The sequence below is a fragment of the candidate division KSB1 bacterium genome, from assembly GCA_034506255.1.
Taxonomy (GTDB): domain Bacteria; phylum Zhuqueibacterota; class Zhuqueibacteria; order Zhuqueibacterales; family Zhuqueibacteraceae; genus Coneutiohabitans; species Coneutiohabitans thermophilus.
The window spans coordinates 282537-296041 of sequence record JAPDPX010000004.1 but is presented as its reverse complement, the minus strand read 5'-3'; the positions used below and the strand labels follow the sequence as shown (position 1 = coordinate 296041).

Genomic DNA, 13505 nt, shown 5'->3' with positions numbered 1-13505 from the left:
GCCGGCTTCTGACCGGGCAATGACAAAAAGCCGGCTGCCTGGGGTCACGCTCTCCGGTTGTGCTGTTCACCGCATTACAACAAATGACCCGGCATGCCATCTATCCGCTCTTCACCCTGCAGGAGTTCCGCCATGCCGCGCCCCACTGTCTGCCTGTCCATGCTGCTGCTCGCCCTGTTCACCAATTTTCCCGCAAGCCCGGCGGGTGAGTTGAAACGCGACAAGCTGGACGCAGAAAAAGTCATCAAACTCGCGGATTGGGAACGCTGGCAACACCGCAACCGTCAGGCTGCCGGCGTCACGGCTGGTGTGACCACCGCCCTGCTCTTCCAGGATGATTTCGAAAGCGGCACAACCGCCTGGCAGGTTTCTGCGGGCTGGGGCAGCACGCCCCAGAACGAGGGTTTCGCGATTGCCGGCAAAAGCGACTGGCAGCTCGTGACCGGCAACGCCAACAGCGGCAGCCACAGTTGGCGGGAAAGCGAGGCCGCAGCGGTTCAAACCGACATGCTGCTGTCGCCGGTTATCCGGCTGCCGGAAACGCTCGCGGCAACCGGCGGCCGGTTGCGCCATGTCAGCCTGAGCTTCGCACTGGATTGGGATGCGCCCGATCCCGAAGCGCAGTTGCGCATTTATGCCGGCCGTGCCGAAACCCTGTGGGCTTTCAGCGATCAAAATCCCGGCGCCGGCCGCAGCGCCTGGCGCTGTGCCGTTCCCGATACCGGCCACTACACGGAATTTTTGCGGCAGTTTCTCCTCACGCCGGAGATCGATCTCACCCGGGTCACGGGGGCGGTGGAGCTGTCTTTCCTCTATCAGTCTTTCACCGAGGCGAATTTTGATTACAACAGCGTCGAGATCTCCAGCGATAATTTTGCCGGCTACCAAACCCTGATCGCCTTCACCGGCGGCGAGGCCGGTGCAGGCTGGAAATCCGTTTCTTTGAATCTCAGCGCCTTTCGCGGTGGCAAAGTGCGCCTGCGTTTCAGCCACAGCGGCGATTTTTCCATCGTCGCACCCGGCACGGTGTTCGCCCTCGATGAAATCAAAGTCACGGCGGGCGGCACCACCCTGTTTTATGACGATGGCGGCGAAAGCGGCGGGACGCGCATGACGCGCGCCGGCTTCGCGCCCGGCAATCAGCTTGCGGTTTTGCAGGGCCTGCCCAATCCCACCCCCGCCTGGACTGTGATCGGTCCCGGCTGGCTCGGCATCGATTTGCTGGCAGGCTCGAACGGCCTGGTGGCGCCGGGCGACAGCATTCGTCTGGGGCTGGTTTATGTCGCCTCCCGAAGCGCCCTCCCGCGCCGCGGCATCTACCTTGACGACCTCACGGTGAGCGGCATCGCCCGCCCCGATCACGATGTTGCTGCCGTGGAGATCGTTGCGGCCTTTCCCGCCGTGGCGGGACAACCCCTGCCCTTCGGGCTGCGCGTGGCAAACACCGGCAGCGAGTATCAATCGAACATCTCCTGGCAGGCGGCCGTGCGCGATGCCGCCGGCAACGAGGTTTTCTCGCTGAGCGGCGCCAGCGCGCGTTTGTTGCTGCCCGACAGCACAGTGGTGATCCCCGCACAGCAACCCTGGATACCCGCAACACCCGGACTTTACACGCTCACCGCCCGCGTGACTGCCAGCAGCGATGAGGTGGCGTTCAACGACACCACCCGCCTGCTGCAGGACGATGACGCCCGGCTGCAGGCCGGCGCTTATTCGCGGCTGTTGGTGCTGCCGGAGCAGCTCGTGTTCGCCGCCGATCTGGCGCAGGCCCCGCTCGATTCCACTGCTGCAACCCTGCACCGCATGGGCTTTCAGGTGCAATCCCACGGCCCCGGCAGTGCGGCCACCTGGCACACCGGCCGCAGCCCGGGCTATGATTTTCGCGGCGCATTGATTCACACCGGTGCCACGGGACGGCAGCAGGTGGCGGATCTGATCCTGCCCGCTTTGAACTTCGGCACGGTGGCCTCCCACGCACGTCTCAGCTTCAAAGGCCTGGCGGCCGGCGGCACCGCCTATTCGCGACTCGCCGTGGGAGTGAGCAGCGACAGTGGCCAAACCTGGAGCGAGGTGTTCGAGCAGCGTCTGGGCACGGATCCCCAAACGGGCGTCAGGTACAGTGATTCGACGCTGGTGGTTGCGCCGATGAATCCCGCAGAGGTGGATCTTACCGCGCTGGTGGCCGGCCGCGCCAAGGTGGCGGTTCGTTTTCGCTATGAGAGCCTCGGCGAAGGCTTCTGGCTGCTGTGGCACGTCGCGTTGGCCGGCCGGCGTTTGCAGCCGCCCCGGTTGCGCAGCGTGAGCGATGTCCCGGAAGATCAGGGCCGCCAGGTTGAACTCGTCTGGTCTGCAGCCTCCAGCGATGGCATCGCGAGTGCCGCGGCTGTCACTTCTTATCGGATTTGGCGCGCTCAGCCCCGGGTCACGAGCAGCAATCCGCTGCCCACCATGGCGGCAGCCGGCATGACCTGGGAGCCTGCCGGGGTGTTGCCCGCGCGCGGGGATTCAGTCTATCGGTTCATCGCGCCAACCCGCTGCGATCGCAACGCGACAGCCTTTTACATTTCCGCCCACACCGAGAACCCGGAGCTGTTCGCAAACTCAAATGTTGTGTGCGGAATCTCCCTTGACAATCTGCCGCCAGGCGCACCGCATGAGCTGGAGGCGCAGGTTACCACGGCCGGCATCATGCTGCATTGGAGTCCGCCCGCCGATGAGATTCCGGCATTCTACACCATCCTGCGCAGCAACACCAGTGGCGACTATTCCAATCCGCCTCTGGCCACCACCTCTGCACTCTGGTATCAGGATTCGAGCGCCACGCTGAATCAAACCTGGTTCTATGCGGTCACCGCCACCGACAACAGTGGCAATCGCAGCCAGCCCTCCAATGAGGTGGCGGTGAAGGTGACCGGCGTTGCTGTCACGGCCGGCAACCACCTGCCGGCCACTTTTGCCCTGGGGCAGAATCATCCCAATCCCTGCAATCCCGCCACCCTCATACCCTATCAAATGCCGGTGGCGGGCGTGGTGCGACTGCGCATTCTCAATGCGCTTGGCCAGGAGATTCGTGCCTTTCCCCTGGGCCTGCAGCCGGCGGGTTATCACAGCGTGCGCTGGGATGGCCGCGATCAGGATGGCCGCCCGGCGGGCAGCGGCATTTATTTGTATCATCTCGAAGCCGGGGACTTCACCGCCACGCGCAAGCTGGCGGTGGTGCGATAATTTTGCGCAGTAGCGTTCGCACTTGCGCAGTCCTCACGGCGCGAATCATCATGTAAAAAGGCCGGAGTGGAACGAGATGGTAATGACGAATTTACTTTTGTATCGAAATATTGCAGTTCTGACCAGGCCGAAAGCACACCGCCTTCCCGCCGGCCGCGGAGCAACTGACGGGAATATAACGGTTTACCTGGCAGGGCATAAAAATTTGCCGGCAGGGCGTTCACAGAAGCCGGGGCGCGGCATGGCACTTGCAAATGAAAGGGGCAGAGACGTTAATCATCGCCGACAGGAGGTCGGCACCAAGCGCGTCCGGCTCGGTTGTGACGAGCTGGCTTCTGGCAACTCAAAACATCAGGACGTTGTGAGCAGGAGGCTCGATCTGCGCTGCGGCTCCCGCCAAGTCGGACGCCTTTGCCAACAATGCTGTACTTTGGAATTGTGGCTCCCCCTCACAGCCAAGAGGTCCGGGTCGAAAGACTCGGGCCTTTTTTATTTTGATGAAATTCCTGCTGGCTTTGCAGCCCCGGGCGATTATATTTCGGATCGAGCGGCATGGTATTCCCGGGAAAACACTCTCACGCAGGAAGTCTGCGCGGCATTTTCATCCGCAATTTTGCATCTTCTTTTTGCCACCTTTCGCCTGAGAGTAAATTCCCGGTCTCAAAGCTGAAACCACCTGAAGGCGGCTGCCCACCAATCGGGTGCCCAGTCGGCCGTTGGCCCGACCTGCGCTTTGAGCCGGCGATTTCCATCGCAGGCGGTGAGCGCAACACGACCCATGCCAAATTCAGATTCATTCTGAAGGGTGCCGCACGCGGCATGGCAAATGACGCGGAAAAGCGACCGTGCCCGAGCAGATTTTCGGAAAACAGATTCTCGCCGACGAACACAGAAACAAAAAATCAGCGATGATCAGCGTTCAACTGTGCCCGGAGATCGTGGTTGCAATTTGAAAGCCGCATTCCGATCGCCAATGCGCAGCAGGTGTCGCCTCGCCCCGGATGGTGTGCTCCGAAATGCCGGCACCCCAGGCAGGAAATTCACCGGAGGAAGCTCATGCAAAAAAGTGAAAGGCCCGCGGCACTCACGCTGCAGGGAGTGTTTCCGCCGATCCCAACGCCTTTTGAAGACGGCCGCTTTGCCCCGCACCGCCTGACGGACAATCTCAACCGGTTGCATGACACCGGGCTGGCCGGCTATCTCCTGCTCGGTTCCAACGGGGAAGCGCCACTGCTCAGCCATGCCGAGAAGCTGGAGGTGTTGCGTGTGGCGCGGCGTGCGATTCCCGCGAACAAAATCATGATCGCCGGCACCGGACAGGAATCAACGGCGGCCACCTGCCTGTTCACGCAGCAGGCCGCCGACCTGGGGGCCGCGGCCGCGCTGGTGCTGACGCCCGCATACTATCGCGACCGCATGTCACACGAGGCCCTGCGCCGGCATTTTGAAACCGTTGCCGAGGCCTCGCCGATTCCGGTTTTGATTTACAACGTGCCCAAATTCACCTCTCTCAATCTTGCTCCCGGCCTGGTGGCGCAGCTCGCGGCGCATCCCAACATTATCGGCATGAAAGACAGTGCCGGCAATCTCGGCCAGTTGCTCGAGCTGCGCGAAAAAACGCCCGCAGACTTTCAGATTCTTGCGGGCTCCGATGGCGTTTTCTTTTCCGCGCTGGTGCACGGCTTTGGCGGCGGCATTCTGGCATTGTCGAATATCGCGCCGCGGGCATGTGTCACGCTGGTGGAATGGGTGCAGGCACAGCGCTGGCAGGAGGCCGCCGCCCTGGCGAAAAAACTCGCGCCGGTGGGGCGGTTGATCGTCAGCCGGCTGGGCGTTCCCGGCTTGAAAGCGGCGCTCGATGAGCTGGGTTATTTCGGCGGCGCGCCGCGCCCGCCGCTGTTGCCGCTGAATGCAGAAACGCGGCGTGACATTCGGGAGGTGTTGCGCCAGGCAGAGCTGCTGTGAAGCGTGGATCTGCCGCCCGCCGGGACGCGGTCAACTTGAATGGTCCCTCCCACACCGCAGTCAGTCTGTAAGCAGACCCGCCGGCAATGAATTGCGAGGGTCGGTGCCTGAAGGCACAAAGACGAAAGTTCATTTTTTCATCATGCCGGCTGTCGCACGCGGCCTGGCAAATTACCCGAAAAAATCCCGACCGGGAAGGTTTTTTGAACCGCCAGGGCACGAATAACGCAAAGCGATGCCAGCATGGCGTTCTTCGCAACTTCGCCGTTCAAGTTTGGTACGAAAAGCCCTGCCGGCAGACAAGACTCTAGGCGACGTTTTGATCACGATGGGTATGCCATTGCACATGACGATCAACACAGTCTTTAAAATTCAGATTTGTGCGGATCACTGCAGGTAAAAATCCGTGTGAATCCGGGTCGCGCCGCGTCCGGAGAATTTGGTGGTGCCCGCGTGCCGCGTCACGATTTACCCACACCGATGAGGATAGAACCGGAAAACATACCCAACGACAGGGAGATTGAGAGATTTGATCGCGAGTCAACCTTCGGCGCCGCCCGGCGGGGAATGCCACACACGCGCAGATACGAGGCAGGCAAGGCAGGGGCGATCCTGGCAGGGGCCGGCGGAGCTTCCTCCGGCCCTGGTCTCGCGAAAACCGGTGGCGAGGAATCGGGTTCCGGCGCCGTGATTTGTCCTGGCAAGCAAACGGCGGCGAAATACGCCGCTGGAGATTGAGCGGCAGGCGCTTCACTCAATTGTCGTGCGATGTCAATTACTGCCGTGCAGCTTGTAGTTCGGGGCTTCGTGGGTGATGATGACGTCGTGCGGATGGCTTTCCCGCAGGCCGGCGGAGGTGATGCGCACGAAGCGGCCCTTTTCCTGCAGCTCGGCGATGGTGGCAGCCCCGACATACCCCATCGCGGCTCGCAAACCACCGATCATTTGAAACACCACGTCCGCCAGTTTGCCGCGATAGGGCACACGGCCCTCGATGCCCTCCGGCACCAGTTTCTTCCGCCCCTCCTGAAAATAGCGGTCGCTGCTGCCCTGGCGCATGGCAGAGATCGACCCCATGGCACGATAGGTTTTGTAGCTGCGGCCCTCCAAATAGATCATCTCGCCGGGGCTTTCTTCCGTGCCCGCCAGCATATTGCCCAGCATGACGGTATCCGCGCCCGCGGCAATCGCCTTGGCAATGTCACCGGTCTGCTTGATGCCGCCGTCGGCAATCAGGGGAATGTCGAATTTGCGGCACACCCGGGCACAATCCATCACCGCCGTGATTTGCGGCACACCAACGCCGGCCACCACGCGCGTGGTACAGATCGAGCCGGGGCCAATGCCCACTTTCACCGCATCGACGCCGGCTTCGATCAACGCCAGGGCGCCGGCTTCGGTGGCCACATTGCCCGCGACCAAATCGACCTCGGGATGGGCTTCGCGCAGTTGCCGCACGGTTTTGATCACGCCTTCGGAATGGCCGTGCGCGGTGTCCACCACCAGCACATCGGCATGCGCCTGCACCAGAGCCGCGGCGCGATTCAGGGTGTCGCGGCCGACGCCCACTGCCGCACCCACCCGCAACCGGCCGCGTTCATCCTTGGCCGCGTTGGGATACATTTTTTTGTTCTTGATGTCCTTGACCGTGATCAAGCCCTTCAGCCGGCCGCGCTTGTCGACGATCGGCAGTTTTTCGATGCGATGTTCCTGCAACAGGCGCTCGGCGGCCTCCAGCGTCGTGCCCAGCGGCGCGGTGATGAGATTGTCGCGCGTCATCACCTGGTGAATCGGCAGGTCAACATTGTCCTCGAAGCGCAGGTCGCGATTGGTGAGGATGCCGACCAGCAGCTCACCCTCCACCACCGGAATGCCGGAGATGTGATAACGGCTCATGAGCTGCAGCGCTTCGCGCACGGTGTTGTTGGGCGCCAGCGTGATGGGATTGTAGATCATGCCGCTTTCCGAGCGCTTCACCGCATCGACCTCGGCAGCCTGTTTCTCGATGGACATGTTCTTGTGAATGATGCCAATGCCGCCCTGGCGCGCCAGCGCGATGGCGAGATTGGCTTCGGTGACGGTGTCCATCGCCGCACTCACCAGCGGAATGTTCAGGGCGATGCGCCGCGTAAAGCCGGTCCGCAAATCCACCTCGCCGGGCAGCACGGCGGAAGCCTGCGGCACCAGCAGCACGTCGTCAAAGGTCAGGGCTTCACCAATGACTTTTTCCATGTCACAGCTCTCCAATAACGCTTTCCGCTTCCCGCAAGACTGCGCCGCTGGCGAGCAGGTGCGCGGCCGCCGCCAGATCATCCGCCAGCAGCCGGTCTTCCGTCAACGGCGGCACGTGCGCGCGCACGAGATTGCGCACCGCACGGGTGGCCGGCCCCGGCTCCAGGGGCAGTCGCAGATCCAGCGCCTGGCAGGCACAGACCAGCTCGATCGCCAGCACCTGCAGGGCATTCTGCACGGCATGGCGTGCCTTCACCGCGGCATGCGCGCCCATGCTGACGAAATCCTCCTTGTTGGCCGACGTCGGAATCGAATCCACCGAAGCAGGATGACTGAGCACTTTGTTTTCAGAAACCAGACTGGCAGCGGCGACATGGGCGATCATGAAGCCCGAATTCAGCCCGCTGTTCTTCACCAGAAAAGGCGGCAACTCGCTGAGCGTGCTGTCCATCATGAAGGCGATGCGGCGCTCGCTCATGCTGGCGAGATGCGTAGCCAGAATGGCGATGAGATCGCAGGCGATCGCCAGCGGATGGCCGTGAAAGTTGCCGCCGGAGAGCACCTCCCCGTCTTCGGCGAACACCAGGGGATTGTCGGTGGCGGCGTTGAGTTCGATGGTGAAGGTTTCACGCAGTGGCTGGAGATAGTCGCGCACCGCGCCGTGCACCTGCGGCAGACAGCGCACCGAATAGGCATCCTGCACGCGTTGACATTGCAGATGGGAGTTGCGGATCGGGCTGTCGGCCATCAGCCGCCGCAAGTTGGCCGCCACTTGCTGCTGGCCGGCATAGCCGCGCGCCACTTGAATGCGCTGGTCGAACGCCACCGGCGTGCACAACAACGCCTCCGCACTCATCGCGCCGCAAATGTCGGCGCTGCGCGTGAGCGTGGACAGTTGCAAATAAGCCAGGCTGCCCACCGCCGCCATGAACTGCGTGCCGTTGATCAACGCCAGCCCCTCCTTCGCCGCCAGTTCCAGCGGCTGCAAATCAACGAAGCGCAGCGCCTCGCGGCCGCTGACTCGCTGGCCCTGCACCAGCGCCTCGCCCCGGCCGATGAGCACCAGCGCCAGATGCGCCAGGGGCGCAAGATCGCCGGAGGCACCCACCGAACCTTTCTCGGGAATCACCGGCAACACATCTTTGGCGAGCAGGTGGTGCAGATAATGCGCCAGCACCGTGCGGCAGCCGGAATAACCGGTGAGCAGGGCGTTAAGCTTGAGTGCCATCACCGCGCGCACTTCCGGCGCGGGCAGCGCCGGGCCGCTGCCGCAGGCATGGCTGAGAATGAGATTGGTCTGCAGCGTTTGCAGATCATCGGGCGAGATGCGCACATCGGCGAGCTTGCCGAAGCCGGTGTTGACGCCGTACAGCACACGGCCGCTGTGCAGAATGTTTTCGATCACGCGCCGCGCGTTTTCCATGCGGCTCAGTGCCTCACCGGACAATTCCAGCTCGGCGTCGCCCCGTGCCACCTCGGCGAGAATTTCCAGCGTGAGGGATTTGCCATCGAGGGTGTGCTTCATAAGGTGGCGGATGATAGCGAAGTTTTGCGCCAGAGTCAAACGAATTCTCCCTCCCCCTGCGTGAAGCGCGGCCCGCCCAGCACTGCCACCCGCCACGGCTGTGTGTCACCGCGGTGGTTTTTCCTCTTGCTTGCGGAGGAAATCGGTGTAATTTTGCCGATTCGCTACGCCCCTGTTGCACCGGTAGACGGTTTCACACGCGCCGGCGCTTTCTCCACTGATCACAGGCACGGATTGATTGCAAATCCCCAAAACGGAAAGCAATGGTATGGCAACCGCAGTCATACAAAATCCCGGGAGCATTCTGGAAAAAAGGCTGCAGAAGGGAGAGCGGCACTTCACCCTCAACGAGGCCGCGGCCGCGACCGGTTTGTTCATCGACGACGCGCGTCGCGCCCTGGAACAATTGATCCAAAAATACGTGTGCCGGCTGCAGGTCACCGAAAATGGCGATTTGATCTATGACTTCGGCAAAACTCTGCAGCGCCGGGGGGAGAAAACCTGGGCGGAACGCCGCGCAGAAATCGCCGCCGCCTTGTGGCGGGTTTTCACCGTCATCTACAAAGCCTGGATTGCCGTCACCCTGGTGGTTTACTTCGTGCTCTTCCTGCTCATCCTGGTGGCGCTGGTGCTTGCCATGAGCAGCCGCAAAAACGGCAAGGACCGCGGCCCCTCGCTGGATTTCCTCGGCGACCTGTTCACCTCCATTTTCCGCTGGCGCACGCATACCGACACGGTGTTGTACCGCACCGACCGCCGCGGCTATCGCTACCGGCACTATGCGCCCACGCCCTCGCCGATCAATCAAAACAAGAAAAGTTTCATTGCCTCGGTGTATGATTTCGTTTTCGGCCCGGCGCGCGTGACCATCGATCCCCTGCAGAATCACAAGGAAGTCGCCGCCTATTTGCGCCGGCAAAAAGGCATCGTGGTGGCCACCGAACTGTGTGCGCTCGCCGGCTGGAATTTCGCACAAGCCGAGACCTTTCTCACCGACTGCCTGGTGCGTTTTCAAGGCGAGGTGAAAGTGAGTGAAAACGGCGTGCTGTACGGCGAATTCAACGACCTCCTGCGCGGCGTGGGCGGCACGCAGGAAGCGCAGATCATCTACTATTGGGATGAGTACGAACCGGAATACCAGCTGGCCGGCAACACCCCCGGCCGCAATCTTGCCATCGTGCTCATGAACGGATTCAACCTCGCCTTTTCATTCTACCTGCTCAACCATCTCCTGCCCCGCCTGCTGCAAAGCCGGCTGCCGGAAGAGATTCTGCCGGGATTGGGCAGTTGGATCGCCACACACGCCACCTCCGCCTATCTGCTGCTGGGCTGGCTGCCGCTGATTTTTTCCCTGCTGTTTTTTATCATTCCACTGGCACGCTGGTTCAAACTGCAGTCAGCCAGGCGCCGGCGGCATCACAACAACATCCGCAAGCGTCTGTTCAAAGCCATCTTTCAACAGCAGGGCAAACCGCAGACCGCCAGGGCGATCCACCAGGCCGTGAACGACAACGCCCGGGAGGAAAAGCTGTCACCAACCACGGTTGAAAGGGGCCTGCATGAAATCGTGCTCGACTTCCCGGGTGAGACACTGGTCTCCCCGGAGGGTGAAATGCTCTATGCCTTCCCGCGTGTGGCGCGCGAACTCGCTGAAGTCGTGCACTTGCGTGATCAGCGCCGGCTGGAAGCGGGGCTGGGCAAAGTCATTATGGATTCGGACAACTGACGGGCAGGCGCAACCCCGGCATGAGCGGCGCACAGGGTCTGCATCACAAGATGGCAAGAAAGGCCATCTCGCAAGAAACCCGGGCAACGGAAGCAACATCATACCCCGATTTCCCCAAAAATTCCCCTTGAAAATGTATTGCCCGATTTGCATACGTGCGCCAATCAATTGGGGCGGCTGCTCCACGCAACCACGCGGGACGCCGGCAATAACGAGGAATCCCCCTGCAAGCTCCGTCGTTGCCCTCGGCAAAAGTTGCCTCTCCCCCTTCGGAGAACCATAGCCGCAGTGCACGTTTGACCGGCCTTCTTTCCCCTCGCGAGGAGCAACCACCTTCATTTTCATCCCTGCCCAAGCTTCTCGAGCAAGTACGAGCCATGATCCGTGCCAGGCACTTTCGTCCTCGCACTGCAGAGGCCCGTGTCGGCTGGATCAAGCGCTTCGTTCGATTTAATATTCTCCGCCATCCGTACGAAATGCGCACGCCGGGGGTTAATCACTTTTTCTCCCGCCTCGCCACCCGGGAAAAAGTCCCTGCTTCTGCGCAGAATCAGGCCATGCAAGCCCTCTTGTTTCAATACAACCAGGTGCTCAACCTGCCGCTCGGGCAATTGGGCGGGATCATTCGCGCAAAGAAACCGGGGCGCCCTTCCGGTCGTGCTCACATGCGTTGAAGTCAAAGCCGTTTTCGGCCAACTCACCGGCGTAAACTAGCATCGCGAATCAGTGCTGTCCGGTTGAGACTGCGTTAGAACCGCAGGCATATCTGATTAGTACTACAACGTTAAGTTCTAAAATCCTCTCCGCAACCCAAAACTGTCATTCCGGAGGAATTTTCCTGAGTACCGGGATAGATGCTCAGAGCCTATCCGAAAACCGCGAGGGTACGGCGAACGGCAATGATCGCACACGCCAGATGGAGAAAGGCTTCATCATTGGCCGTCTTCTTTTCCCAACGAATGAGCAGCCGGCGATTTCCATTCATCCACCTGTGTGTGCGTTCCACCACCCAGTGCCGCGCGCGATAACCCGGAATGTTCTTTTCCTGTGCGTGCTCTTCACCGCGGCGCCGCAGGTGTGCGGTGTAACCGTATGCTGCCACGATTTTCGCCACCTCCGGATAATCATAGCCCTTGTCAAGACACAGGTTTTGTTGCCTGCGCGTGGTCGGTTGGGGGCGTGCCATCACGAGATGGTCCAACACCGCTTTGGCTTCTTTGAAATCATTACGATTGGCCCCGCTCACCACCAGTGCCAGCGGAATACCCCGGCCGTCGGTCAGAAGATGCCGTTTGGTGCCTTGCCTGGTGCAGTCAGAGGGTTCCTGGGGATGGCACCATCCATAACTTGCCACTCCCCCATCAGAGGGTGGACATGATCACTGGAAATGGCGATGGGAAGAGTCATTTTGGATTGGGACGGTTGGTGGGTGCCAAATTTCCTGTTGACATTCGGGGGCTTGTTTTTTATATTGGCGTCCGTTTTTGAGAAATTATCGTGAACAAATTTAAGCAATTAGGAAATCCATGGCTCACCATGCTGCCTCCCTAAAAAGCATCCGCAGGGACAAAATGCGGCGGGCGCGCAACCGCAGCTATCGCTCCGAGTTGAAAACCATGACCAAGAAAGTCCTGGCAGCCGCTGACCTGACCACCGCGGAGAAGCTCTACCGCGAGGCCTCTTCTCTGCTGGACAAAATGGCGCGCCGGCGCATCATCCACCCCAACAAGGCTGCCAACCAAAAGGCACGCCTGGCGAGGTATCGCAACCGCTTCACCGCGCAGGCTTCGTGATTTTCACCCCCGCCGCCGATATTGAGAAATGCCGGACGTGACACAGCGCCTGGCATTTTTTGTTTAATCGAATCCCGGATAACGAACTGGCACCACGACACTTTGCTGGAGGAGGAAAGATGGACATAAAAACCGTTGGCGTCGTCGGCTGCGGCCTGATGGGTTCGGGCATCGCGCAGGTCAGCGCGCAAGCCGGCTACAAAACCATCGTGCGCGAGGTGAATGAGCAATTGCTGCAAAAAGGCCTGGCCCGCATTCAAGATTTTCTGGACAAGGGCGTCGCCCGGGGCAAACTCACCGAGGCGCAGAAACAAACCGTGCTGGGCAATCTCCACGGCACCACCAGTCTGGCGGATCTCCACCCTGCGGATCTCATCATCGAAGCGGTGAGTGAAAACCTCCCGCTCAAAAAGGAGATCTTCGCCGAGCTGGACCGCGGCTGCCCGAGTCACACCATTTTTGCCAGCAACACCTCCTCGCTCACCATCACCGAAATGGCGGCCGCCACCCAACGGCCGGATCGCTTCGTCGGCCTGCATTTCTTCAATCCCGTGCCGCTGATGAAACTGGTGGAAGTCGTGCGCACGATCGCGACCAGCAGCGCAACTTTCCAAACCGCTTTTGCCTTCGCCAAAACCCTGGGCAAGGAACCCATCGCCTGCAAAGATAATTCCGGGTTTGTGGTCAATCTGCTTCTGGTGCCCTATCTGCTGGATGCCATCCGCGCCGTGGAAAATGGTGTGGCTTCGGTGGCGGACATCGACAAAGGCATGATGCTCGGTTGCGGCCATCCCATGGGCCCGCTGACGCTGCTCGATTTCGTCGGCCTGGACACCACGCTCGCGATCGCCAACATCATGTTTGAAGAATATCACGACGCGAAATATGCACCGCCGCCTCTGCTGCGCAAAATGGTGCTCGCCGGTTTGCACGGCAGGAAGACCGGCCGGGGTTTTTACGATTACTCCGGCAGCCAGCCCACCGTGGTGGACTTGGGGCTTTAATCCGGCCGGCCGCCACCGGCGCAGGTGCGAACGCG

At 60.9% G+C, this 13505-nt stretch carries 9 protein-coding genes and 1 pseudogene; 7 read left to right on the top strand and 3 right to left on the bottom strand.

Going from position 1 to position 13505, the window contains the following annotated elements; genetic code table 11:
* Window positions 1-132 precede the first annotated feature (132 nt).
* From ONB52_09745 to ONB52_09735, 3 genes are all read left to right on the top strand, one after another.
* Entirely contained in the window at window positions 133-3225 is a 3093-nt protein-coding gene (locus ONB52_09745; protein ID MDZ7416424.1) for a hypothetical protein, read from the top strand.
* A gap of 82 nt (window positions 3226-3307) precedes the next feature.
* A complete protein-coding gene (locus tag ONB52_09740; protein MDZ7416423.1) occupies window positions 3308-3895 on the top strand; it encodes a hypothetical protein in 588 nt (195 codons plus the stop codon).
* 386 nt (window positions 3896-4281) lie between these two features.
* Window positions 4282-5190 (top strand): dihydrodipicolinate synthase family protein, encoded by a 909-nt coding sequence (locus ONB52_09735; protein MDZ7416422.1) that lies wholly within the window; start codon window positions 4282-4284, stop codon window positions 5188-5190.
* Between the two features lie 771 nt (window positions 5191-5961).
* Here the strand turns inward: ONB52_09735 and guaB are convergent.
* Together guaB and hutH are read right to left on the bottom strand one after the other, a co-directional pair.
* Window positions 5962-7422, bottom strand: coding sequence for an IMP dehydrogenase (guaB, locus tag ONB52_09730; GenBank protein MDZ7416421.1), 1461 nt, complete (start codon window positions 7420-7422; stop codon window positions 5962-5964).
* Window position 7423: 1 nt separating this feature from the next.
* Window positions 7424-8947, bottom strand: a complete 1524-nt coding sequence (gene hutH, locus ONB52_09725) for a histidine ammonia-lyase (protein ID MDZ7416420.1) — start codon at window positions 8945-8947, stop codon at window positions 7424-7426.
* A 268-nt stretch (window positions 8948-9215) separates the two neighbouring features.
* Between hutH and ONB52_09720 the strand changes: the two genes are divergently transcribed.
* Both ONB52_09720 and ONB52_09715 read left to right on the top strand, forming a co-directional pair.
* Entirely contained in the window at window positions 9216-10673 is a 1458-nt protein-coding gene (locus tag ONB52_09720; GenBank protein MDZ7416419.1) for a hypothetical protein, read from the top strand.
* Window positions 10674-10969: 296 nt separating this feature from the next.
* The gene (locus tag ONB52_09715; protein ID MDZ7416418.1) at window positions 10970-11347 is read left to right on the top strand and encodes a phage integrase N-terminal SAM-like domain-containing protein; all 378 of its coding nucleotides are present in this window, start codon (window positions 10970-10972) and stop codon (window positions 11345-11347) included.
* A 191-nt stretch (window positions 11348-11538) separates the two neighbouring features.
* Here the strand turns inward: ONB52_09715 and ONB52_09710 are convergent.
* Window positions 11539-11994 (bottom strand): annotated as a pseudogene (locus ONB52_09710) (IS5 family transposase).
* A gap of 205 nt (window positions 11995-12199) precedes the next feature.
* On the opposite strand from ONB52_09710, the gene rpsT reads away from it, so the two are divergent.
* The gene (gene rpsT, locus ONB52_09705) at window positions 12200-12466 is read left to right on the top strand and encodes a 30S ribosomal protein S20 (GenBank protein ID MDZ7416417.1); all 267 of its coding nucleotides are present in this window, start codon (window positions 12200-12202) and stop codon (window positions 12464-12466) included.
* 119 nt (window positions 12467-12585) lie between these two features.
* A complete protein-coding gene (locus ONB52_09700) occupies window positions 12586-13470 on the top strand; it encodes a 3-hydroxybutyryl-CoA dehydrogenase (GenBank protein ID MDZ7416416.1) in 885 nt (294 codons plus the stop codon).
* The last annotated feature ends 35 nt before the right edge of the window (window positions 13471-13505 follow it).

Coding starts and splice junctions, on each gene's coding strand:
- ONB52_09745 (MDZ7416424.1), top strand. CDS start 133: ATGCCGCGCCCCACTGTCTGCCTGTCCATGCTGCTGCTCGCCCTGTTC.
- ONB52_09740 (MDZ7416423.1), top strand. CDS start 3,308: ATGACGAATTTACTTTTGTATCGAAATATTGCAGTTCTGACCAGGCCG.
- ONB52_09735 (MDZ7416422.1), top strand. CDS start 4,282: ATGCAAAAAAGTGAAAGGCCCGCGGCACTCACGCTGCAGGGAGTGTTT.
- guaB (MDZ7416421.1), bottom strand. CDS start 7,422: ATGGAAAAAGTCATTGGTGAAGCCCTGACCTTTGACGACGTGCTGCTG.
- hutH (MDZ7416420.1), bottom strand. CDS start 8,947: ATGAAGCACACCCTCGATGGCAAATCCCTCACGCTGGAAATTCTCGCC.
- ONB52_09720 (MDZ7416419.1), top strand. CDS start 9,216: ATGGCAACCGCAGTCATACAAAATCCCGGGAGCATTCTGGAAAAAAGG.
- rpsT (MDZ7416417.1), top strand. CDS start 12,200: ATGGCTCACCATGCTGCCTCCCTAAAAAGCATCCGCAGGGACAAAATG.
- ONB52_09700 (MDZ7416416.1), top strand. CDS start 12,586: ATGGACATAAAAACCGTTGGCGTCGTCGGCTGCGGCCTGATGGGTTCG.